At 71.4% G+C, this 22,457-nt stretch carries 21 protein-coding genes and 2 tRNA genes; 8 read left to right on the forward strand and 15 right to left on the reverse strand.

Features of this window, described 5'->3' with window-relative positions:
• Window positions 1-5: 5 nt before the first annotated feature.
• The 4 genes from ACFYXE_RS34580 to ACFYXE_RS34595 form a co-directional block, all read right to left on the reverse strand.
• Window positions 6-1,943: a galactose oxidase-like domain-containing protein gene (locus tag ACFYXE_RS34580; RefSeq protein ID WP_389319473.1), complete on the reverse strand. Its 1,938-nt coding sequence runs from the start codon at window positions 1,941-1,943 to the stop codon at window positions 6-8.
• The gene (locus tag ACFYXE_RS34585; RefSeq protein ID WP_389319475.1) at window positions 1,940-3,943 is read right to left on the reverse strand and encodes a glycosyltransferase family 2 protein; all 2,004 of its coding nucleotides are present in this window, start codon (window positions 3,941-3,943) and stop codon (window positions 1,940-1,942) included. Before ACFYXE_RS34585 ends, ACFYXE_RS34580 begins: the two co-directional genes overlap by 4 nt.
• A 301-nt stretch (window positions 3,944-4,244) precedes the next feature.
• On the reverse strand, window positions 4,245-4,958 hold the full coding sequence (locus ACFYXE_RS34590; RefSeq protein ID WP_389319477.1) for a FadR/GntR family transcriptional regulator: 714 nt from the start codon (window positions 4,956-4,958) through the stop codon (window positions 4,245-4,247).
• A 90-nt stretch (window positions 4,959-5,048) separates the two neighbouring features.
• Window positions 5,049-5,122 (reverse strand) — tRNA-Lys (locus tag ACFYXE_RS34595).
• Between the two features lie 207 nt (window positions 5,123-5,329).
• On the opposite strand from ACFYXE_RS34595, the gene ACFYXE_RS34600 reads away from it, so the two are divergent.
• The 7 genes from ACFYXE_RS34600 to ACFYXE_RS34630 all read left to right on the forward strand — a co-directional run bounded on the left by ACFYXE_RS34600 (window position 5,330) and on the right by ACFYXE_RS34630 (window position 12,136).
• On the forward strand, window positions 5,330-6,682 hold the full coding sequence (locus ACFYXE_RS34600) for a peptidoglycan-binding protein (protein ID WP_389319479.1): 1,353 nt from the start codon (window positions 5,330-5,332) through the stop codon (window positions 6,680-6,682).
• Window positions 6,683-6,788: 106 nt separating this feature from the next.
• The gene (locus ACFYXE_RS34605; RefSeq protein ID WP_389319481.1) at window positions 6,789-7,982 is read left to right on the forward strand and encodes an SPFH domain-containing protein; all 1,194 of its coding nucleotides are present in this window, start codon (window positions 6,789-6,791) and stop codon (window positions 7,980-7,982) included.
• On the forward strand, window positions 7,966-8,625 hold the full coding sequence (locus ACFYXE_RS34610; RefSeq protein WP_389319483.1) for a nucleoside/nucleotide kinase family protein: 660 nt from the start codon (window positions 7,966-7,968) through the stop codon (window positions 8,623-8,625). The genes ACFYXE_RS34605 and ACFYXE_RS34610 overlap by 17 nt, the downstream gene beginning before the upstream one ends.
• An 81-nt stretch (window positions 8,626-8,706) precedes the next feature.
• Window positions 8,707-9,309, forward strand: a complete 603-nt coding sequence (locus tag ACFYXE_RS34615) for a lytic polysaccharide monooxygenase (protein ID WP_389319485.1) — start codon at window positions 8,707-8,709, stop codon at window positions 9,307-9,309.
• Between the two features lie 351 nt (window positions 9,310-9,660).
• Window positions 9,661-9,951 carry a DUF3592 domain-containing protein gene (locus tag ACFYXE_RS34620; protein ID WP_389319487.1) on the forward strand — a complete coding sequence of 97 codons (291 nt, stop codon included), beginning with the start codon at window positions 9,661-9,663 and terminating at the stop codon, window positions 9,949-9,951.
• Window positions 9,952-10,010: 59 nt separating this feature from the next.
• Window positions 10,011-11,675 carry an AMP-binding protein gene (locus tag ACFYXE_RS34625; RefSeq protein WP_389319489.1) on the forward strand — a complete coding sequence of 555 codons (1,665 nt, stop codon included), beginning with the start codon at window positions 10,011-10,013 and terminating at the stop codon, window positions 11,673-11,675.
• Between the two features lie 104 nt (window positions 11,676-11,779).
• Window positions 11,780-12,136, forward strand: a complete 357-nt coding sequence (locus tag ACFYXE_RS34630; RefSeq protein ID WP_389319491.1) for a hypothetical protein — start codon at window positions 11,780-11,782, stop codon at window positions 12,134-12,136.
• 30 nt (window positions 12,137-12,166) lie between these two features.
• Here ACFYXE_RS34630 and ACFYXE_RS34635 read toward each other — a convergent pair whose 3' ends face one another.
• The 9 genes from ACFYXE_RS34635 to ehuB all read right to left on the reverse strand — a co-directional run bounded on the left by ACFYXE_RS34635 (window position 12,167) and on the right by ehuB (window position 19,151).
• Window positions 12,167-12,811, reverse strand: a complete 645-nt coding sequence (locus ACFYXE_RS34635; RefSeq protein ID WP_361166245.1) for a response regulator transcription factor — start codon at window positions 12,809-12,811, stop codon at window positions 12,167-12,169.
• On the reverse strand, window positions 12,802-14,013 hold the full coding sequence (locus ACFYXE_RS34640; RefSeq protein WP_389319493.1) for a sensor histidine kinase: 1,212 nt from the start codon (window positions 14,011-14,013) through the stop codon (window positions 12,802-12,804). The genes ACFYXE_RS34635 and ACFYXE_RS34640 overlap by 10 nt, the downstream gene beginning before the upstream one ends.
• Window positions 14,014-14,023: 10 nt before the next feature.
• Window positions 14,024-14,704, reverse strand: coding sequence for a DedA family protein (locus ACFYXE_RS34645; protein ID WP_389319495.1), 681 nt, complete (start codon window positions 14,702-14,704; stop codon window positions 14,024-14,026).
• A 219-nt stretch (window positions 14,705-14,923) separates the two neighbouring features.
• Window positions 14,924-14,997, reverse strand: a tRNA-Lys gene (locus tag ACFYXE_RS34650).
• A 59-nt stretch (window positions 14,998-15,056) separates the two neighbouring features.
• Window positions 15,057-15,824, reverse strand: coding sequence for an IclR family transcriptional regulator C-terminal domain-containing protein (locus ACFYXE_RS34655; protein ID WP_361166254.1), 768 nt, complete (start codon window positions 15,822-15,824; stop codon window positions 15,057-15,059).
• A 214-nt stretch (window positions 15,825-16,038) separates the two neighbouring features.
• Entirely contained in the window at window positions 16,039-16,854 is an 816-nt protein-coding gene (gene ehuA / locus ACFYXE_RS34660; protein ID WP_361166257.1) for an ectoine/hydroxyectoine ABC transporter ATP-binding protein EhuA, read from the reverse strand.
• Window positions 16,844-17,491: an ectoine/hydroxyectoine ABC transporter permease subunit EhuD gene (gene ehuD / locus ACFYXE_RS34665; RefSeq protein ID WP_389319498.1), complete on the reverse strand. Its 648-nt coding sequence runs from the start codon at window positions 17,489-17,491 to the stop codon at window positions 16,844-16,846. Before ehuD ends, ehuA begins: the two co-directional genes overlap by 11 nt.
• Window positions 17,488-18,219, reverse strand: a complete 732-nt coding sequence (ehuC, locus tag ACFYXE_RS34670; RefSeq protein ID WP_361166285.1) for an ectoine/hydroxyectoine ABC transporter permease subunit EhuC — start codon at window positions 18,217-18,219, stop codon at window positions 17,488-17,490. The genes ehuD and ehuC overlap by 4 nt, the downstream gene beginning before the upstream one ends.
• Entirely contained in the window at window positions 18,219-19,151 is a 933-nt protein-coding gene (gene ehuB / locus ACFYXE_RS34675) for an ectoine/hydroxyectoine ABC transporter substrate-binding protein EhuB (protein ID WP_389319500.1), read from the reverse strand. Before ehuB ends, ehuC begins: the two co-directional genes overlap by 1 nt.
• Window positions 19,152-19,248: 97 nt before the next feature.
• On the opposite strand from ehuB, the gene ACFYXE_RS34680 reads away from it, so the two are divergent.
• Window positions 19,249-19,749 carry a DUF3830 family protein gene (locus ACFYXE_RS34680; RefSeq protein ID WP_361166266.1) on the forward strand — a complete coding sequence of 167 codons (501 nt, stop codon included), beginning with the start codon at window positions 19,249-19,251 and terminating at the stop codon, window positions 19,747-19,749.
• Here ACFYXE_RS34680 and ACFYXE_RS34685 read toward each other — a convergent pair.
• Together ACFYXE_RS34685 and ACFYXE_RS34690 are read right to left on the reverse strand one after the other, a co-directional pair.
• Window positions 19,746-21,167, reverse strand: a complete 1,422-nt coding sequence (locus tag ACFYXE_RS34685; RefSeq protein ID WP_389319503.1) for an amidase — start codon at window positions 21,165-21,167, stop codon at window positions 19,746-19,748. The genes ACFYXE_RS34680 and ACFYXE_RS34685 overlap by 4 nt on opposite strands.
• Before the next feature lie 47 nt (window positions 21,168-21,214).
• A complete protein-coding gene (locus ACFYXE_RS34690) occupies window positions 21,215-22,171 on the reverse strand; it encodes a D-2-hydroxyacid dehydrogenase (protein ID WP_389319505.1) in 957 nt (318 codons plus the stop codon).
• Window positions 22,172-22,457 lie beyond the last annotated feature (286 nt).

The raw sequence follows: 22,457 nt of genomic DNA on the forward strand, positions 1-22,457 counted from the left end.
GCGGGCTACGGCACCCGCACCCAGCGCGCCGTGCTCGGCGTGCCCCGGTCGTCCGTCACGAAGAGCATGTACCAGCCGGACTCCACCAGCGACCGGTTCTTGGGCACCGTCACGGAGACCGACCCCTTCGACTTCTTCAGGTCGAGCGCGATCGACGTCTGGTCGATGTCCGTGACGTGCGTGGAGGCGCTCGGCCTGATCAGACGGGCCGTCCTGACGGACGACGCGTGCCGCGTCGGGAACGTCCCCGTGCCGCCCCGCTCGATCGTCTTCGGGCCGGCGCCGAGCGTCGGCCGCGCGCCGTGGTAGAGGTACGGCGGCGTGTAGATCTCGATGCGCTGCTCGAAGACGCCCGGCTTGGTGTTGGCCTTGTCGGCGTAGAGCGAGTCCGAGCCGAAGAACATCACGCGGCCGTCGGGCAGCAGGATCGAACCGGAGTGGTAGTTGCGGCCCACCTCGGGGTCGGCCACCCGCCGCAGCTCACCGGTCTTCGCGTCGTAGATCCGCGCCTGGTGGATGTTGGAGTCGCCGCGCCCGCGGTAGTCCTCGGAGCCGCCGGAGATCAGCACGGTGTCGTCGGGCAGCGTGGAGATCTGCGGGTAGCGCGTGCCCTTCTCCAGCTCGGGGCCGTCCGCGAACATCGGCTTCTGGGCGAGCAGGTCGACGATGCGGGTCTTCTTGCTCGACTTCTCGGACTCGCCGACCCCGCCGCCGCCGACCACCATGTACTTCTGGTCCTGGGCGGGCGGCAGTTCGACCGTGCCGGAGGTCTCCATGAGCTTGCTGTCGCCCAGGCCCGGGATGCCCTTCCACTTGTTGGTCCTCAGGTCCCACACGCCGGGCTTGCGGCCGACGTCGTCCGGGCCGTACCCGGCGTTCGACCCGGAGTAGAAGAGCTTCCCGTCGGCCATCTGGAAGATCGCCGGATAGGTCGGGAACTGCCGGATGCCCTTGGTGTACGCCCACTTCTTCGTCTTCGGGTCGTACACCTCGTTCTTGCCCGGCACCAGCTGGCCGATCTCGTCGAGGCCGGAGGTGGAGAGGATCTTGCCGTCGGTGAGCGTGGTCAGCGTCGGGTACCAGCGGGCCTCGTTCATCGGGTCGACCTTGATGTACCGCTCGGCGACCGGGTCGAACTCGAAGGTGTCCTTGATCCCCTGGAAGTCCTTCTTGTCCAGGGCGAGCTTCTGCGCCATGCCGTAGACGTTGCGGGTGTCGGCGCCCTTCAGGCCCTGGATGCGGTAGTTGTCCTGGGTGCCCGTCTCGTGCCGGGTGCCGCTGCGCTGCGCCTCGACGTAGACCCGGCCGAGACCGGGCTCGGTCCGCAGGAACGCGCCGGTCTGCGGGTCGAAGACCTTCTTGGCCTTCTCGACGAGGATGTTGTCCTTGGAGACGAACGTCTTGCCGTTCTTCTTGCCGGTGAACTTGGTGCCCGCGGGGATCGTCTTGGGCTCGTCCGGGTCCTCGTTGTGGACGATCATCAGGCCGCCGGCCTTGGTGATGTCGCCCTTCAGCTTCTCGTAGCGCTGGGTGCCGCCCGCGATCAGCAGATTGCCGTTGCCCAGCTGGGTGTGGCCGGTGCAGAACAGGTCCGTGGGCGTCGGGATCTTCTTGATGGTCCCCTTGACCGGGTCCCACAGGCGGGTGTCGAACTTCTTCTTGTCGAAGTTCTTCTGGTTGTTGCCCGACCCGGCGACGAGGAGCACCTTGCCGGTGTGCAGGAGGGCCGCGTGGATGGTGTTCTGGCGGTACTCCTCGGGGAAGTCCACGACCTCCCAGTGGCCGTTGTCCGCCTTGTACTCCGGCTTGTTGATCTTGTAGTCGTGGTACTTCTCGGAGCCCACGCGCCACAGCCACGGGCCGTTCATCCCCGCCAGCGCGAGGACGACCGCCGCGCCTATCGCGATGCGGCGGGCGCGGCGGCGGCTGGAACGGTCTTTCATTTCTTACGTCCCCCAAGGGAAATCTGCATGGTCTGGTCGGGCGACGCCCAGCTGGGCTTCTGCTGCGGCGCGTGCGGGGCCGCGTGCCGGCCCCCGGAGGCGGGCGGGCCGGGGTGGGCCTGCGGCAGCGGCGCCGTGCCGCCGTGCTGCTGCGGGAGCGAGGTGCCCGCCCCGGACGGCGGTCCGGACGTGCCGGCGGCCTCGGGGGGCCGCGGCTTCTTCTTGTCCTGCCGCATGCCCCAGCGCCACGCGAAGATCGGCGCGGCCGTGATCAGCAGGGCGAAGGTGGCCCAGGTGATCATCGCCGGGTGGGAGTGCCCGTACACGAAGGAGGCGGCCATCGAGGCGCCGAAGACCAGGATGAAGAACAGGTGGATCCGGAAGGTCCCGAACAGCGTGTCGGGGCTCGCCGAATCGCCCTTGGGCGTGACCACGAACTTGCTCTTGCGGCGCAGTGCCGCGTCGAGCAGCGAGCGGGCGTAGATCGGCGCGGAGAGCGCCGACATCACCATGCCCGCCACCCCGCCGGAGCCCTCGGGCTCGTGCGGGGAGACGTTGTGCCTGCGGTTCCAGATGTAGAGGCCGATCTGGAGCGCCGAGGCGTTGCCGTAGAGCATCAGCCAGATGGTCGGGTCGATGTTCACGCCGGACGCGCCGAGGCCGAGGAACAGGGCGCAGCTCAGGGCCGCCAGGATCCAGTTCATGGCGGACATCGGGTAGAAGATGACCATCATCGTGTAGTTGAAGAGACGGCCCGGGGGCAGCGAGAAGGGTGCCTTCCAGAACTGCTTGAGGATCGTCTCGTAGGTGCCCCGCGACCAGCGCAGCTGCTGGGTGAAGAAGTCCGTCCAGGCGTTCGGGCCCTCGCCGACGGCGAGCACGTCCGGCGTGTAGACCGACTTCCACTTCTTGCCGGTGGCCGGGTTGGTGGCGCGGTGGATCTCGAAGCCCGTCGCCATGTCCTCGGTGATCGAGTCGTACAGGCCGCCGATCTGCTTGAGGGCCTTGATGCGCACGGCGTTGGACGTGCCGACGAACATGGGGGCGCCGTAGGCGTTGCCGGCGCGCTGGATCAGTGCGTGGAAGAGGAACTGCTGGGACTCGGCGGCCTTGGTGACGAAGTTGTCGTAGTTGCCGTAGACCTGCGGGCCGATGACGAAGCCGACGTTCTCGTCGCGGAAGAAGCCGAGCATCCGCTCCAGGTAGTTCGGCATCGGGACGTGGTCGGTGTCGACGGAGGCGAAGTAGTCGTAGTCGTCGCCGTGCGCGTCCAGCCAGGCGTTGTAGTTGCCGTGCTTGGTCTTGGCGCGGTGCGGGCCCTTGGTCATGTTCCACTTGGCCACGCCCTTGCGGGAGAAGTGGTGCACGCCGAGCCGCCGGCAGACCTCCTTGACCTCCGGGTCGTCACCCTCGTCGAGGAGCCAGACGTGCATCAGGCCGCGGTGGCGGATCCTGACCGCGGCCTCGAGCGTCTTCGTCACCATCTCGATCGGCTCCTTGCCGGGTACGAACGAGGTGAGGAAGGCGACCCTGGTGCCGGTCTCGGGGACCACGGGTATCGGATCGCGGGCCACGAGCGTCGCGTGCGCGTTGGAGAGCACGTTCATGCAGCGGAAGAACTCGATCAGGCCGATGGATATCAGCATCACGACGTCGAGCACCGGCAGCCAGTCGTTGGCCACGTAGTCGCGCTCGGTCCAGTGCTCGGGCTGCAGCAGCCAGCCGAGCAGCACGAGCGAGAGCAGCGGCGCCGCGCCCAGCATCAGGGCCGCGCGGATGCGGTGCGGCTCCTGGGAGAGCAGCGAGCGGTACTTCACGGTGTACGGCTTGGCCGGGTCCGGCTGGGTCAGCGGACCGGCGAGCCGGCTGTAGTGCTCGTAGTCGTACCGCGGCAGGGTCTTCTTGATCCTGCGGAAACCGCCCGTGCGGTGCGACAGAGCCCGCAGTTGGGTCGTCTCTGACGGGTCGTTCTGTCCGGCGCCCGTCGGCGTCGACGTCATGAGTCATCCCCCCGCACGCGGTCTCGTCCGCGTGTTCGTTGGTCTTTCGGTCCGCTCGGGTCCCCCGAGGCCGTGGCGGACGCATCAATGGCAGACCATCGTCCCCTTAGACATGGAACGACAACCTTCCGGTTGCATGATGCCCCCCTCGGCATCGCTTCATGAACGGGACCCCCGTCCCTGCCCCGCCGCGGCCGTCTCGGTGCCCCAACTGCCCCGTATCGTCCGCCTCATGAGAGCCGATGGCTCCCGGACAGGGTTCTACGCCCTACGGCATGATCGCAAGGGTGAAACAAGGTGTTTACCGGTCATACGGGGGATTTGGGGCGTCCGTTGGGGCCGGTGAGCTCAAGCGGGTGCGGATGTTGCCGAAATGCTCGCGAATCGCCTGTTCGGCCCGCATCGCGTCGCCCGAGCGCACCGCTTCCAGGATCTCCCGGTGCTGGCGGCAGGTGACCCGCGGGTCCTGCGGCACGTCCACGAGATCGGTGCGAACCCGGTGAAAGGCGTCCCAGAAGGCCTCCAGGACCTCGCCGAGCAGCAGGTTTCCGAGGCCGCGGTAGAGCGTGGCGTGAAACGCGCGGTCGGTCTCGGCGCGCACGGCGCCCTCCGGGGATGCCGCCTCGGACTCCATGCGGTCGACCAGGGCGTCGAGTTCGGCCAGGTCGGACTCCGGCACGCGGCCCGCGAGGCGCGCGATGAGGCCGGTCTCCACCGCTTCCCGCAGCTCCAGGAGCTGGAGCAGGCTGTCCTCGCCGCGGTAGTGGCCCGCGACCGTGCGGAAGGTGAGCCCCTCGATCATCGGCGCGACCGACATCGGCCCGACATAGGTGCCGAAACCGTGCCGGATCTCCACGATCCCCATGGCCTGGAGCGCCTTGAGGGCCTCCCGCACGGAGTTCCTGCTGACGCCGAGGCGCTCCATCAGCTCGGGCTCGGTCGGCAGCGTGGCCCCGGAGGGCAGCCTCGCGTCGATGATGAGTTTCTTGATCCGCTCCTGGATGTCGCGCGCCATGGCGCAACGGTAGCGGTAGGGGTACGGGAAGCGGCCCTGCTCACGGCACGACGAAGGCCCCCCGCGTGAACGGAGGGCCTTCGCTGTCTGTGCGCCGCCAGGGACTCGAACCCCGGACCCGCTGATTAAGAGTCAGCTGCTCTAACCAACTGAGCTAGCGGCGCCTGCTGACCTGGAGAACTCTACCGGATGTCCGGGGGTGCTCATGACCACTGGCCGGGGGCCCGGCGCGGGCCCGGCCGCCGGGGGAGTACGGGGAGCGCGGCCGCTGCATCATTCGGACCGTCAACATGCGGTATCCCGGGACAGTTGAGAAACTGACGGACGTGCAGATGCGAGGACATTCTTTTGCGGGGTGTGAGGGGAATCGCATGGAGGTCGCTCCGGTATTCGAGGAATTCACCCCCGAGAGCGACTGCGACTGTCCCGGTTGTATTCACTGGCGCCGCTCCGCGGTGCACGCGCTGCCGCCGGCGCTCGGCGGCCATCCGGCGGCGCACGGCGCCCGCCGGGCCCTGGTCCTCGCCGCGGCGGCCGGCTCGGTGCTCGGTGGTGGCCCGGCCCCGCCCGCGGCGGCAGCCACCCCGGCGGAGCGCGTCCCGGCCGGTCCCGTCGCAGGTCGGAGCGGGATTCCGGCGGACGAGGGGCCGGGCAGCCTCCAGGGTGGCGCGAGCGCCCTGCACGGCAGGCCGGCCGCCGCGGCGCCGGGGCCGCCGGGGGCGGCGGCGTACCGGGCGACCACCCGGACGGCGATCATCAACCGTGCCAAGAAGTGGGTCGCGGCGCAGGTGCCGTACGCCATGGACGGCTACTGGTCGGACGGCTACCGCCAGGACTGCTCGGGCTTCGTCTCGATGGCGTGGAACCTCGGCGGAAACGAATGGACGGGCAGTCTCGCGTCGTATGCGGTCCGCATTACGAAGGACGAGCTGAAGCCCGGCGACATTCTTCTCTTCCACAATCCGACGAACCCCACGCAGGGCTCCCACGTGACCCTTTTCGGGGGATGGACGGACTACACCCACTCGCATTACCTGGCGTACGAGCAGGCCCGCCCGCACGCCAGGAAACAGGCCACCCCCTATGCGTACTGGACCTACGGGACCCGCTATCTGGCCTATCGCTACAAAGGCCTGGGCGGCGGCGCCCAGGGCGGCTCGGGCACGGCGGACCCGGCGACGCGCTATCCGGGGGCGGGGGCCTTCGGCCCCGGCGCGGACAACGCCCACGTGACCCGGCTCGGCAAGGCGCTGGTGGCCCGGGGCGGCAAGCGGTTCTACCGGTCCGGGCCAGGACCCCGGTGGACCGAGGCGGACCGCAGGGCGACGCAGGCGTTCCAGCGGGCGCAGGGCTGGACGGGTGCCGACGCGGACGGCCTGCCGGGCCCGACGACCTGGTCGTACCTGATGCGGGGCAAGGGCAAGGACATCCCGCCCGGGGGCGCGGCCGGCCCCGGCGGCACCCCCGCGGGCGCCTCCGCCGCCGCGCCCGCCTACCCGGGCCCGGGCGTCTTCCGTCCGGGCCGGTCGCACGCGGCGATCGAGCTGCTCGGCAGGCAGCTGGTGAAGAAGGGCTTCGGCACGCACTACGCGCGGGGCCCGGGCCGGACCTGGGGCGAGAGCGACCGGCGCAACGTGGCGGCGTTCCAGCGGGCCCAGGGCTGGCGGGGCGCGGCGGCCGACGGCCACCCGGGGCCGGAGACGTGGCGGCGGTTGTTCCGGTGAGCGGGCATCCAGGAGCACCGGACCGGAGCCGCGCACGCACGGCGACACACGCAGGAACCGACGCACCCACCCATCGGATCGAGGCAGGAATGACGCGGAGGCACGGATGAGCGCGACGGCAGCTTCACAGCCCCAGTCCCCGCGGTCCGACGGGGCCCCCGAGCCGGGCGCCGGCGCGCGGCCGTACCGGGTGATCCAGAGCGAGGCCACCACCGAGATCCCCGTGCACCTCCTCTTCCGCGACGATCCGGACCAGGTCAGGCCGGACCGGATCAGGGACGTCCCGCTGTCGCCCGCCGTGGTGCGGCGCAGGCCCGGTACGGGGGAGCAGCCGCGCGCCGGGCGCAGGCCCGCCCCGCCGGTGGCCGCGCCCGAGCCGGTGGCGCGCCCCGTCGTCCACGTGGACCCGGCCCTGGCGGAGCGCAGGGCCCGGGTGCTGCCCGGCCTGGCCGGGGTGCTCGGCGGCTGCGCGGGCGTCGCCGGGTGCGCGCTCTCGCTGTGGTGGGCGGGGGTGCTGCCGGAGCCCGCGCTGCGGGTGACGGGACTGCCCGGGTACCCGGGCGCCGGGCTCGGCGCCGCGCAGTGGGCCTCGCTCGCCGGGTCCGGGACGCTCGGGCTCTTCGGGTTCGGCGGCCTGGCGCGCGGGCGGGTCGGCCGGGCCTGGGCGCTGAGCCTGTTCGGCCGCTACCGGGGCACGGTCCGGCGCACCGGTCTGCTCTGGGTGAATCCGCTGCTGCTGCGCCGCCGGGTCGACGTGCGGCTGCGGCACTGGCGCAGCGAGCCGATGCCCTGCGTGGACCGCGGCGGGGTCGCGCTGCACGCCGTCGTCCTCGTGGTGTGGCGGGTGCGGGACACCGCGCGGGCGACGCTGGCGGTGGAGGACCACCAGGAGTACCTGCGGGAGTGCGTGGAGGCGGCGACGGCCCGGGTGCTGTCCCGGCTGCCCGCCGACGCCTTCCACGACGAGTCCCCCACCCTGCGCGACGCGGAGGCGGTCGGGGCCGCGCTGACCCGGGCGCTCGCCGTGGACGCGGAGGCGGTCGGCATCGAGGTCTTCTCGGCGCAGCCGACCCGGATCGAGTACGCCCCCGAGGTCGCCGCCGTGATGCAGCGCCGCCGGGTCGCCGCCCTGGACGCCCGGCACCGCGACACCGTGCTGACCTCGGTGGTCGACTCGGTCGAGGACACCGTGACGCGGCTGACCACGCGCGGCCTGGTGGAGCTGGACGACTACGAGCGCAAGGCCCTGGTGAAGGACCTGACGGTGGCGTTCTATACGGGCCATGGAGAACACCGCTGATCAGCACCCCGGCTCCCTCGCCGGCCTCGCCGCCGACGCCTGGCGGCTCACGGAGTCCGTCCCGCGCGCGGTCCTGGGGATCGCGGGGCCGCCGGGCACCGGCAAGTCGACGCTCGCGCGGGCCCTGGTCGAGCGGCTCGGCGCGGGAGCTGCGTATCTGCCGCTGGACGGATTCCACCTCTCCAACGGGCAGTTGGCGCGGCTCGGTCTGACCGCCCGCAAGGGCTCGGAGCCGAGTTTCGACGTGGGCGGGTACGTCGCGCTGCTGCGCCGGGTGCTCGACGACCGGGCGCACGACATCTACGTACCCGACTACGACCGCACGCTCCACGAGCCGGTCGCGGCCCGGCACCGGGTGGCCCCCGAGGCCCGTCTCGTGGTCACGGAGGGCAACTATCTCGCCTGCGATCTGCCCGGCTGGCGGGCCGCCCACGGGCTCCTCGGGGAGTGCTGGTACATCGATTCACCAGCAAAGGTACGGGAACAACGCCTGGTGGAGCGGCAGTTGGCGGGTGGCCGGACCCCGGCGGAGGCCGCGGACTGGGTCGCGACGAACGACCGGCCCAACGGTGAACTCGTGGAAACGTCGCGTGAGCGATGCGGACGGATCCTCTCCACGATTGGTATGGACATGTTCAACTAACGGCAATAATCTGAGGCTTGGTCTAGACCGCAGTGCGCGCACGTCCCACCCGGAACTCCCCACGTTCGGCAGGAGCGGCACATGCGAAACAAGAAGTTGTACGCGGCCATGGTCGGCCTCGGCACCGTCGGCGCCTTCGCGCTCTCCGCCGGTGGCGCAAGCAGCCACGGCTACACGGATCTGCCCGCGAGCCGGCAGATCAACTGCGCCAAGGGCGTGGTGTCCAACTGCGGATCCATCCAGTGGGAGCCGCAGAGCGTCGAGGGCCCCAAGGGCTTCCCGGCCGGGGGCCCCGCCGACGGCAAGATCTGTTCGGCGGGCATCGCCGGCTTCGACCAGCTCAACTCGCCCAAGGCACCGGGCGGCGGCGCCTGGCCGACGACGAAGGTGAGCGGGGGTCAGAACTACACCTTCCGCTGGCAGTTCACCGCGCGCCACCGCACCACCGATTTCAAGTACTACATCACCAAGCAGGGCTGGGACGAGAGCAAGGCCGTGACCAGGTCCGCCCTGGACACCCAGCCCTTCCTCAACGTCCCTTACAACAGCCAGCAGCCGCCCGCGACCCTGTCGCACAGCGGCACCATCCCCGGCGGCCGCAGCGGGCACCACGTGATCGTCGCGGTCTGGACGATCGCGGACACGGCGAACGCGTTCTACGCCTGCTCGGACGTCCAGTTCTGATCGGGAACGAGGGATCCGATCAGCCCTGACCGGGCGCCGCCCGCAGTGCTGAGAAGTGCTTTCAGTTCTGAGCAACGCTTGAGGAACTTCCCCCCGACCCGCGGGTAGGTTCTGCGCACGCCGTGTCGACCGCACGGCGTGCGCGGAGCCGCCCGCGATCGGCGCGGGCGCCCGCACCGGATCGGGGGGTCCGCATGGAGTTCATGTTCTACGTCGTTCCCGCGCTCATCGCAGGGGGCGCGCTGCTCATGGCGGCCAAGGTCATCAGGCGCTCGACCGAGGTGGGCCGGGCCTGGCGCGGAGGCGCGCTGCCTGCGGGCGTACACGACGACCAGCGGCCACGGCGACCACGTGTCCACCACGCTGCACCACGTCTACGAGTTCACCACTCGCGAGGGCCGGTCCGTGCGCTTCGAGGAGCGGCACGGCTCCGCGACGACCGTCCAGGGCGACATCGTCACCGTGCACTACCTGCCCGAGCGCCCCGAGGCGGCGACCGCCCGGCCGCCGCGGCCCTTCGCCATGGCGGCGGGCACGGTGGGCCAGCTCTGCTTCCTCGGCCTGGTGCTCGTGTTCTGCGTCTTCTTCCTGACCTCCGTGCACGACTCCTTCGCGAGCGACCTCTTCGGCGACCTGCCCTGACCGGTGGACCCGTCCGGGCCTCTCCACATCTGACGGTACGTCAATTATGGTGCGCGGCCATGGAGAGCACCGGAATCACGGTCGCGGAGCTCGTGCGGGCGCGGTGGGGCGATCACCGTGTCGGGCTGCGGCACGCGGCGGGGGAGCTGAGTCACCACCAGGTCACGGCGGGCGCGGCGGCCAGGGCCGCGCTCCTTCGCGACCTGCTGCCGCGGCGCGGCGAACCCCACATCGGCGTCCTGCTCGACAACACCCCCGAATACCCCCTCTGGCTGGGAGCGGCCGCGCTCGCGGGCGCGGCGGTGGCGGGCATCAACCCCACCCGGCGCGGCGCCGAGCTGGCCCGCGACATCCTGCACACCGAGTGCGCGGTCCTCGTGACCGAACGGGCGCACCTGCCCCTGCTCGACGGCCTGGAACTGCCGGGCGTACGCCTCCTGGTGACCGACACGGAGGCCTACGCGCGGCTGCTCGCGCCCTACGCCGACGCGACACCGGAGATCGCCCCCGCCGTGCGCCCCGGCAGCCGCATGCTGCTCTACTTCACCTCCGGCTCGACCGGCGCGCCCAAGGCCGCGATCTGCAGCCAGGGCAGGCTGGCCGCGGCCGGCAACTCCCTGGTCGCGCACTTCGGCGTGCGCGACCAGGACACCCACTACATCTGCATGCCGATGTTCCACGGCAACGCGGTGATCGCGGACTGGGCCCCGGCGCTCGCCGCGGGCGCCGCAGTGGCGCTGCGCAGCCGCTTCTCGGCGTCCCGGTTCCTCTCCGACGTACGGGAGTTCGAGGCGACGTACTTCACCTATGTGGGCCGCGCGGTGCAGTACCTCCTGGCCACGCCCGAACGCCCCGACGACCGGGACAACCCGCTGCGGGTCGGATTCGGCACCGAGGCCGGTGCGGTGGACGCGGCACGGTTCGAGAAGCGGTTCGGGGTGCGGCTCGTCGAGGGCTACGGATCCTCCGAGGGCGGGGCGGCGATCCAGCGGACCCCCGGCACCCCGCCCGGCGCGATCGGCCGGGCGGCCCCCGGGGACGACCTCGCGGTGGTCGACGCCGGGACGCGGCGCGAGTGCCCGGCCGCACGGTTCACCGCCGACGGACGCCTGCTGAACGGCGAGGCGGCGATAGGGGAGTTGGTCAACCGCGGCGCGAACCCCTTCGAGGGTTACTGGCGCAACGAACGGGCCCAGGCCGAACGGCGGCGGGACGGCTGGTACTGGACGGGAGACCTCTTCTACCGGGACGCCGAGGGCTACCTCTACTTCGCCGGACGCACCGACGACCGGCTGCGCGTGGACAGCGAGAACCTGGCCGCCGCGATGATCGAGAACATCCTCGCGCGGTACGAGGGGGCGGCGGCCGTCGCGGTCTACGCGGTGCCGGACCCCGTGGCGGGGGACCAGGTCATGGCCGCCCTCGCGCCGCCGCGGGACACCCCCTTCGATCCGCTCGCCTTCGCCGAATTCCTGCACGCCCAGCCGGACCTGGGGACGAAGATGCTGCCGCGCTTCGTGCGGGTGGTGCCGAGGATGCCGGTGACGGCGACCAACAAGGTCGCCCGCGCGGAGCTGCGCCACACGGGATTCCACCGCGGGGACGACCCCGTCTGGTGGCGCCCCCCGGGCACATCCGCCTACCACCGCATGACGCCGACCGACGTGACGGAACTGGTCGACCGCTACCGGGCCCAGGGCCGCGATCACTTGCTGCGGCCGTGACGCCCCGGCGGGCGCCGCTCCGCGCGACCGCCGGCGTGAGGGATCCGTGGGGAAGGGACACAAGTCGGCAAAACCGCTCGTTCGAGCGATTACGATCCACGTCCATGAGCGCGCCCGAACAGACCGAACCCACGGCGGACACCGACCGGTCGGACCCCGGCACGGCGGACCTCGACACCCCCGCCACCGACGCGCCCCACGACGGCCCCACCCCCGCCGCCCGCGCCCGCCGCGCCCGCATCGCCGCGGCCGCGGTCCTGATGGCCGCGGCGGCCGTGGTCCTCGCGCTGCGCCTGGCGAGCCGGTCGTCCGTCCTGGTCGTCGGGGTCTACGGCGTGCTGCTCATCCTGTGCGGCGGAGTGATCGAGCTGAGCCGCCGCGGCCGGACCAGGCTCGGCAGCTGGCTCCTGGCGGCGGGCCTCGCGGCCGCGCTGTTCATGGACGGCTTCGTCCTGTCGTAGCCGCGCCGCACCCGCCCGCCGATCGGGAGGTCAGGACTCCAGGTAGCGCAGCACGGCGAGCACCCGCTTGCTGTAGCCGTCCGTCCGGGACAGCTCCAGCTTGTCGAAGATGGCGTTGAGGTTCTTCTCGACCGCGCTCAGCGAGATGTGCAGCTTCTGCCCGATGGCCGCGTTGGTGTGCCCCTCGGCGAGCGCCTCCAGGACGGTGCGCTCCCGGGGCGTGAGGCGGGCCAGCGGGTCGGCGTGGGTGGTGCGGATGAGCAACTGCCGTACGACTTCTGGGTCGATGGCCGCGCCCCCCGCGTGCACCCGCTCCAGCGCGTCGAGGAACTCCTCGACCTGCGCCACCCGGTCCTTGAGGAGATAGCCGACCCGCTCGGCGCTCGACGTCAGCAACTGCGCGGCGTAGGTGCGCTCCACGTACTGCGACAGGACGACCACGCCGATCTCCGGGCGCAGCTCGCGGATCCGCACCGCCGCGCGCAGCCCCTCGTCGGTGTGGTCGGGCGGCATGCGGATGTCGGTGACGACGACGTCCGGGGTGTGCGCCGCGACCTCGCGCAGCAGCGCGTCCGCGTCGCCGACGGCGGCGAGGACCTCGTGGCCCTCCTCGGCGAGCAGCCGGACCAGGCCCTCCCGCAGCAGGGTCGAGTCCTCGGCGAGGATTACGCGCACGGCAGCTCCGCGGTGATCGTGGTGGGTCCCCCGAGGGGGCTGTCGACATCCAGCGTGCCGTCCAGGGCGGCGACCCGGCTGCGCAGCCCGGTCAGCCCGCTGCCCCCGGGATCGGCGCCCCCGACGCCGGTGTCCCGGACGACGACGGTCAGCCGGTCCCCGGCCCTGCGCACCCGGACGAAGACCTCGTCGGCACACGCGTGCTTGGCCGCGTTGGTCACCGCCTCCGAGACGACGAAGTACGCGGCGGTCTCCACGGCGGCGGGCAACGGCCCCGGCCGCCCGCCCGCCGCGCCACGCACCCGTCCGTCGCCCTCCGGTCCGTCGCCCTCCGGTACGTCGTACTCCATCCGCACCGGCACCGCGCACCGCTCCGACACCCCGCCGAGCGCCTCGCGCAGGCCCAGGCTGTCGAGCGCGGTGGGGTAGACCCGCCAGGCCACCTCGCGCAGCTCGGTGAGGACCTCCTGCGCCTCGCGGTGGGCCTGTTCCAGCAGGGCGTCGGCCCGCTCCGGGGTGCGGCCGCGGCGGGCCCGGCCGAGCAGCATGGCGAGGGCGACGAGCCGCTGCTGGACGCCGTCGTGCAGGTCGCGCTCGACGCGGCGCCGCTCCACGTCGACGGCGTGCACCACCGCGGCCCGGCTGGTGGCCAGCTCGTCGATGCGGCGCCGCAGGAGCTCGCGCTCGGAGGGGCCGAAGCACTCGCGGGCGAGCCGGGCGTCCTGCTCGGTGAGCGCGCGCAGCCCCTGCACGGCGAGGAAGAGGAGGGTGCCCCCGAGGACGAGCTGGCTGAGCAGGTCCACCCAGGTGAGCGAGGACCGGGTGACGGACACGGCGAAGACCGCGGCGAGGACCGCGCCGAAGTCCACCAGGGCGACCACCACGGCGCACAGCAGGCCGGAGCACGTCCGGGCCGCGAGGTAGCGCAGGATCTGCCGGTCGGAGGCGCGGTGCTCGGGGAAGCCGTCGCGGAAGAAGACGGACCGGCGGCGCCGCTCCAGGGCGGTGAGCCTGCGGGCGCCCGTGGCGAGCAGGGCGTGGGCGCGGCGCCGGGTGCGCGGCCAGAGCAGGAAGGCGCCGAGGGCGGTGCCGGCGACGGCGAAGTAGAGCAGGCCGAGGACGGCGGTGAGGCAGCCGACGAGCACACCGGCGACCCGGAGAACGAAGGGGGCGGCCACGGGCTGCTTCACGCCGTCCGACATTAGCCGACCCCTAGCCGGCGCGGCGGTGGCGGGCCTCGGTGCCGCTCTTCGGCCGCTTGCGGGAGCGGACGCGCAGCGCCAGGTAGAGGGCGACCGCGGCCACCGCAAGGACCAGGACGACCTTGGAGAGGAGCCCCACGTACACCTCGACGGCGTCCCACTGGTCGCCCAGCCAGTACCCGGCGAGGACGAGCACGGAGTTCCAGACCAGGCTGCCCAGGGTGGTCAGGGCCAGGAAGACCGGCAGCCGCATGCGTTCCACCCCGGCCGGGACGGAGATCAGGCTGCGGAAGATCGGCACCATCCGGCCGAAGAACACGGCCTTGGTGCCGTGCCGGGCGAACCAGGCCTCGGTGCGTTCCAGGTCGGACGCCTTGACCAGCGGCAGCTTCGCCCACAGGGCGTGCATGCGCTCCCGGCCGAACAGCACGCCGATGCCGTAGAGGGCGGCCGCGCCGACCACCGAGCCGAGCGTCGTCCAGAACAGCGCGGAGAACAGGCTGATGACCCCCTGCCCGGCGGCGAAGCCGGTCAGCGGCAGGATGACCTCGCTGGGCAGCGGCGGGAAGAGGTTCTCCAGGGCGATGGCGAGCCCGGCGCCGGGGCCGCCCAGGGTGTCCACGAGGTCGGCCGCCCACCCCGCGATGCCGCCTGCGGGCTCCTGGGGGAGCGCGAGAGTCATGAGGTCCATGCGAGCAACGCTAGGAAGCGCAGGTCAGCAGGGGTATGAGGGTTCCCGCCGGATCAGGGTGCGGTTTCCCGCACCCCGGCTTCCGTACGCCGACTTCCGCACCCCGGCTTCCGTACGCCGGGAGCTACGCGCGAGTACGCCGGTCTCCCGGGACACACGGAAGCGGGCACGCGAAAGGGCGTCCCCGGAGACCGGGAACGCCCTTTCGGCATTCGCAAGTGCGCCGCCAGGGACTCGAACCCCGGACCCGCTGATTAAGAGTCAGCTGCTCTAACCAACTGAGCTAGCGGCGCCTGCTGACTCGTAAATAGTACCTGGTCCGCGGGGGTGCCCTCGACCGGCGCGCCCGCGGCTAGATCGCCAGGGAGAGCAGCACCGGCGCCGCCCCGCGGTTCAGCGTGTCGGCGGCCTCCCGCAGCCGGTGCGCGTGCTCGACCGGCAGGGACAGGGCCAGGCAGCCCACCGCGGAGCCCGCGGTGATCGGGACGGCCGCGCAGACCGTGCCGACCGCGTACTCCTGGAGGTCGAGCACCGGGACCGTCGCGGGCTGCGCGGCGAGCCGGTTCAGCAGGACGCGTTCGTTCGTGATCGTCCGGGAGGTGAGCCGGGCCATCTTGTGCCGCGAGAGGTGGTCCCTGCGGCCGTCCACGTCGAGCTGGGTGAGCAGGCTCTTGCCGACCGCGCTGGCGTGGGCCGAGGAGCGGAAGTCCACCCACTCGTGGACCGCGGGGGTGCGCGGGCCCGCGGCGAAGTCGGTGACGCGGACCTCGCCGTCCACGTACCGGCTGATGTAGACGGCGGCGCCGATGGAGTCGCGCAGGCCGTCCAGGGTGCGCTGGAGCTTCTCGCGGAGCGCCTCGGCGTGCTGCTCGGTGGAGGTGAGCCGGTCCAGGGACTCCCCGGCGACATACGCCCCGGCGGGGCCCTCGGTGAGCTGCTCGACGTATCCCTCGCGGCGCAGCATGCGCAGCAGGGGCGTGAGCCGGACCAGGGGCAGCCCCGTCTCGCGGGCGATGCGGGCCGCGGTGACTCCGGTGGCGTGCCGCGTCACGGTCTCCAGCACCCGCAGCGCGCCCTGTACGGAGTGGTGCGGCGTGGTCGCCTCGTGCTGCAACGCCACGGCTTCCCCCTGCGTGGAACGGTTCCGGACAGTTGGGCTCTGTCCCACGATAACTGCCAAGTAGCTTGCCGGTCGCCGGCGTCGGCGAGATTGCCGGCGCGCTCCCGCCCGGTCGGCGGGAACGCGCCACCCTGGCATATGCCCAGGTCATGCTCTGATTCGGAGGGCTTTCCGGGGGACTCCTCGAAAGGCCCCCGGTCGGCTCCCCGGGGACTCACAGGACCGCGCTGAGGAACTCCCTGGTGCGCTCGTGCTCGGGCTCCGTGAAGATCTTCTCCGGGGTCCCGGACTCGATGACCCGGCCCGCGTCGAACATGAGGACCTGGTCGGAGATGTCCCGGGCGAAGTTCATCTCGTGCGTCACACAGAGCATCGTGATGTCCGTGGTGTGCGCGATGTCGCGCAGCACGTCCAGGACACCGGCCACCAGCTCGGGGTCGAGCGCGGACGTCACCTCGTCGAGCAGCAGCACCTGCGGGCGCATCGCCAGGGCGCGGGCGATGGCGACGCGCTGCTGCTGGCCGCCGGAGAGCTGCGTCGGGTACGCGTCGCAGCGGTCGCCGAGCCCGACCAGGTCGAGCAGCTCGCGGGCCCGCACCTCGGCCTCGTCCTTGGACAGGCCGAGGACGGAGACGGGCGCCTCGGTGACGTTGCGCAGCACCTTCATGTTCGGGAAGAGGTTGAACTGCTGGAACACCATGCCGATGTTCTTGCGGACCTCACGGACGTGCTTCTCGCCCGCCGGGACGAGCTTGCCGTTTCTCTCCTCGTGGGTGAGGTACTTCCCGCCCACCTTGATCGTGCCCTCCTCCGGCTTCACCAGCGTCATCAGGAGCCGCAGGATGGTGGTCTTGCCGGAGCCGGACGGGCCGATCAGCGTCACGTGCTTGCCGGAGGCGACGGAGAAGTCCAGCTCGTCGAGGACGGTGTTCGTGCCGTAGCGCTTGACGACCTTGTCGAAGCGGATCAGCTCGCTGCCGTCGACGGCCGGGTTGGCGATTTCCTGGGAAGTGCTGCTGTCAGCGGACAAGGCGACGCTCCAAAACTCGCAGAAGAAGAGAGGCCGGGTAGGCGATGACGATGAAGGCGACACCGACCACGCTGATCGCCTCGTAGGTGAAGGTCGCCTGGCTGTAGCCCTGGGCCTGGCCCAGCATGTCCAGCGCGCCGATGGCGGCCATCTGCGGCGACTCCTTGAGCATGACGATCACGTAGTTGCCGAGCGCGGGGATCACCCGGCGGACCGCCTGCGGCAGGATCACGGACGTCCAGGTGCGGCGCTTGGAGAGGCTGAGCGCGGTCGCCGCCTCCCACTGCCCGGCCGGGACGCCGTCGATGCCGGCCCGGTAGACCTCCGAGGTGTACGTCGAGTAGTGCAGCCCGAGACCGACGATGCCGGTGGTCAGGGGCGACATCGAGGGGCCCCACTCCGGCACCACGTAGAACAGGAAGAACAGCTGCACCAGGAGCGGGGTGTTGCGGATGAACTCCGTGACCACCGTGACCGGCCAGCGGATCCACTTCTTCTCCGAGCGCTGGGCGACCGCCCAGACCAGGCCGAGCGAGAAGGCGATCAGGGTGCCGAAGAACAGCGCCTTGAGGGTGAGCTCCACGCCGTCCCAGAAGAGCGGCATGAAGTCGTCGACGTGCGACCAGTTCCAGTTCACTTGGCACCCCCCGTGCCGGTGACGGCATCGATCGTCGACGTGGAGCGCAGCCCGCCGAACAGGCCCGACTTCTCGGTGGTCTGCCCGATGCGCTTCTTCGCGTGCCGCTCCAGGAGCCGCATGGCGCGGGTGAGGACGAACGCGAGGACGAAGTACAGGGCCAGCAGCAGCGTGTAGATCGGCGCGCTCTCGTTCTTCACCAGACGCAGCAGGTCACCGGCGAAGGTCATGTCGGCCACCGCGATCAGGGACACCAGCGAGGTGCCCTTGAGCAGCTCGATCAGCAGGTTGTTGAACGGCGGGATCATCTCCGGCCAGGCCTGCGGCAGTTCGATCCGGCGCAGCCGCTGCAGCGGGGTGAAGTTCAGCGCGATGCCCGCCTCGCGCTGCGCGGGCGGCACCGCGGCGAGCGCGCCGCGCACGATCTCCGAGGCGTACGCCCCGTAGGTGATGCCGAGCGCGAGGATGCCCGCGAACATCGGCTGGAAGCTGATGTTGAAGACCGGCGGCACCGTGAACGCGATCCAGAACATGAAGACCAGCGACGAGGTGCTGCGGAAGATCTCGAAGTAGGCCCCGGCGAGGAACCGCACGATCCACAGCCGGTTGGTGCGCAGCACGCCGATCGGGAAGGCGATCACGAAGGCGAGGGCCGCGCTGAGGAAGGTGACCTGGACGGTGATCCAGATACCGGGCAGGAACCAGTTCCCGAAGAACTCCGACGACATCATGAGGAGGCGCCCTTCGCCGGCGGGCAGAGCTTTTCCAGGGTCAGATCGGTCATCTCCGCCTCGGTGAAGCCGAACGGCTTGACGATCCGCAGGAGTTCGCCGCTCTTCTTGAGCTTGTGCAGCTCCTCGTTGAAGGCGTCGCGCAGGTTCTTCTCCGACGGCCGGAAGGCGAAGCCGCCCGCGCCGTAGGCCTCCTTGCCGTCGACCACGGGCTGGAAGGGCTTGGTCGCCTCGACCCGCGCGTTCTTCTTGATCACCGTGCGGACGGTGACGTTGGTGCCGGCGAAGGCGTCCACCCGGCCCTGGGCCACGGCGTCGAGCCCGGCCACCTGGTCGGGCAGCACCAGGACGGACTTCACGCCGGCGGCCTTGGCGTAGTCGATCTCCGCGTAGGCGGTGCCGCTCGCCAGCTTCAGGCCCTTCTTGGCGATGTCGTCGTAGTCCTTGATGCCGTGCGGGTTGCCCTTCTTCACGATGAAGGAGTCGAGCATCAGGTAGTCCGGGTCGGAGAAGAGGACCTGCGCGCACCGCGTCGGGTTGATGTACATGCCCGCCGACACCACGTCGAACTGCCGGGCCTGGGTCAGGCCGGGGATCAGCGCGCCGAACTTGGTGGGCACGGCCTTCACCTCGGGTATGCCGAGGCGGGGGAAGATCACCTTGGCGATCGCCGGCGCCTCACCGGTGACCTCGCCGTTCTCGTCGATGTACCCGAACGGGACCTCGCCCGCGACACCGATCCTGACCGTGCCGCTGTCGCGCAGGCGGTCCAGCAGATCGCCCCCCTCAACCTTCCCCTCGTCGGGGACCCGGCTGCATGCCGAGACCCCGAAGGCGCCCAGCGCCGCCCCGCCCGCTCCGGTGAGCAAGGCGCGGCGGCGGACCGCTCTGCCGATGATTCCCTCGTTGTTCCCACGTGGTGGAGCCATGGGCGCGCGGCTACCCGACTCGAAGCAAGATATGCCGATGAATTCCGGCCCCTGATGCAATCGTTGTGCTCTTGACCCAGGGAGGAGCATGGGACACATGGCAGAGCGATTCATCGAAGTCTCCCTCGCCAAGCGAGGAGTTCAGTGCACGGCAAAACTGCTCGACGACCGGGCTCCGTTGACCTGCGCGGCGGTGTGGGAGGCACTTCCGCTGGGCTCGGACGTCTACCACGCGAAATATGCGCGCAATGAGATCTACGCCCTCTTCCCGGCATTCGCGGACCGCGAGCCGCCCCTGGAGAATCCGACGGTCACCCCCATCCCGGGAGATCTCTGCTATTTCTCTTTCTCCGGGACACAACTGGGCACGCAGGCCTACGGCTACGAGGCGGAGGCCGACGTGCGGGCGGGCGTCACCGTCGTCGACCTCGCCCTCTTCTACGAGCGCAACAACCTGCTCCTGAACGGCGACGTCGGCTGGGTGCCGGGCATCGTCTGGGGCCAGATCGTCGACGGCCTCGACCGGATGGCCGAGGCCTGCAACGACCTGTGGCGCGGGGGCGCGCAGGGCGAGACGCTCACCTTCAGAAGGGCCTAGCGAAGGTCGGTCGCCCCACCCGCGGCGGGCCGGGCGATCGCGCAGGACCCCGCCTCGTACAGCGTGTGCGCGGCCCGCAGCACCACCGTGTCGGCGTGCCGCGCGCCGACGATCTGCACCCCGACGGGCAGCCCGTCGCCGTCGGTCCCGCAGGGCACCGTCGCGGCGGGCTGCTGGGTGAGGTTGAAGGGGTACGTGAAGGGGGTCCAGCCCGTCCAGCGCCGGTGCCCCGACCCCTTGGGCACCTCGACGCCCGCCTCGAACGCGGTGATCGGCAGCGTCGGCGTGACCAGCAGGTCGTACGTCCCGTGGAAGCGGCCCATGCGGCGCCCCAGGTCCATCCGGGCGTCGACGGCCGCGAGGTAGTCCAGGGCGCTGCAGCGCGCGCCCTGCCCGCTGATCTCCCGCAGCCCCGGGTCGAGCAACTCCCGCTGCGCGGGCGCGAAGTGCTGCACGACCCGGGCCGCCCCGCTGAACCACAGGGTGTGGAAGGCCTCCACCGGGTCGGAGAAGTCGGGGTCGGCCTCCTCGACGTACGCGCCCTGCGCCGCCAGGGCCTCCACCGCCCGCCGCACCGCCGCCGCGACGGCGGGCCGCACCGCGACCTGCCCGCCGAGCGAGGGGGAGTAGGCGATCCGCAGACCGCGCACGCCCCCCTCGATACCGGCCCGGAAACTCCCCTCCACCGGCCCCAGTTGGGACCAGTCGCGCGCGTCGGGACCGGAGATGACGTCCATCATCAGCGCCGCGTCCGCCGCGTCCCGCGTCATCGGCCCCACGTGCGCCAGCGTCCCGAAGGGACTCGAGGGGTACAGCGGCACCCGGCCGTACGTCGGCTTGAGCGCGAAGATCCCGCAGAACGCCGCCGGGATCCGCACCGAGCCGCCGCCGTCCGTGCCCAGCGACAGCGGGCCCGCGCCGACCGCCACCGCGGCTGCGCTGCCGCCGCTGGAACCACCCGCGGTACGTGCCGGATCGTACGGATTACGGGTGATTCCGCTCTGCGGCCCGTCCGTCACTCCCTTCCATCCGAACTCGGGTGTGGTGGTGCGGCCGACGAAGACCGCGCCGTGCTCGCGCAGCCGCGCCACCGAGGGCGCGTCCTCGTTCCACTTCCCCTCCGGGCGGACCGTCAGCGAGCCGCGCAGGGTGGGGCCGCCACGCAGCGGGAGGAGATCCTTCACCGACACCGGGACGCCGTCCACCAGCCCCTGCGGCGCACCCCGCCGCCACCGCTCGGCACTGGCCTCCGCCTGCGCGAGCGCGTCCTCCTGCGCCGTCCGCACGAACGCGTTCACCACCGGCTGGGTCTCCTCGGCCCGGCGCAGCACGGCGCGGGTCGCGTCGACCGGACTGAATTCGCCCTTGCGGTAGCCGTCGACGAGTTGTACCGCGGTGAGATCGGTGAGCTCGGTCATGCGCACTCCTCCGGAAGCAGTCGGGACGGCGCCGGGCGGCGGGACGATCAGTGCCCCGGGACATACCCGCGTTTCTTGTCGACCACGTTCGCCAGCGGCCGTCCCGCCTCCCACGCCTCGTACAACTCGACGAACTGGCGGCCCAGTTCGTCACGCCAGCCGATCGTGTCGCCGCTCATGTGCGGGGAGACCAGGAGGCCCGGGGCCGTCCACAGCGGGCTGTCCGCGGGCAGTGGCTCGTGCGCGAAGACGTCCAGGGCCGCGCCCGCGATCCACCGCTTGGTCAGCGCCTCCACCAGGTCGTCCTCGACGACGAGGGGCCCCCGGCCGATGTTGACGAACCGGGCCGACGGCTGCATGACGCCGAAGCGCCGGGCGTCGAACATGCCGCGGGTGTCGTCCGTCAGCGGAGCCGCGCACACCACCCAGTCGGCCCTGGTCAGCAGCCGGTCCAGGTCGTCCGGGCCGTGCACGCCGGGGCGCGCGGTGCGGCCCACGAGCGCCGTGGTGATGCCGAGCGCCCGCAGCGTGTCGGCGATCGCCCGCCCGATCGGCCCCGACCCCACCACGCAGGCGCGCGTCCCCGCGACCCGCAGGGTCTCGCGGTGCCGCCAGGTGCGCTCGCGCTGGTGCTCCAGGGTGCCCGGCAGGTCCTTGGCCATGGCCAGCACGAGCGCGGCGACGTACTCCGCGATGGGCCGGTCGAAGACGCCCCGGGCGTTGGTCACCACGGTGTCCGACGCGGCGAGTTCGGGACACATCAGGTGGTCCACGCCCGCGCTCGCGGTGTGCACCCAGCGGGGCCGCGGGCCCTCGCCCGGCCAACCGCGGCGCACCGCGTCGGAGGCGAAGTCCCACACCAACAGGACGTCGGCGAGCGGAAGTTGACCGGGCAGCGAGGCCGCGTCGGTGTGCAGGACGCGGGCGCGTCCGGTCAGGCTGCCCAGGCGCGGAGGGGGTGCGGGCGGACCCGCGTCAAGGACAAGAACGGTCGGTTCGGTCATCGAGGGGAAACCGTTTCGCAATGAGGTTCCGCTTCCCTGGGGAGAGGTACGGTTCAGCCGTCTGAGATGTGCGGATTGACCACGCTCGCACCCGAACCTACCTTCGTCAACAGAGGCACTGCCGCACCGGCAGTGCGAGAAGCCAGTACTGTCCGTGCGACCGCTCGCACTTTCTGTGCGGCTCTGCCGCCCAGGCTCCCCGTCCCGACGTCCCGGCGCGTCGCCGGCATCGCTCGTCCCGGCCCCCGGCCGGTCCCTGAAACCACGCTCGAACTTGGGGACTGCT

This window comes from Streptomyces sp. NPDC002564, assembly GCF_042889645.1.
Classification (GTDB): Bacteria; Actinomycetota; Actinomycetes; order Streptomycetales; family Streptomycetaceae; genus Streptomyces.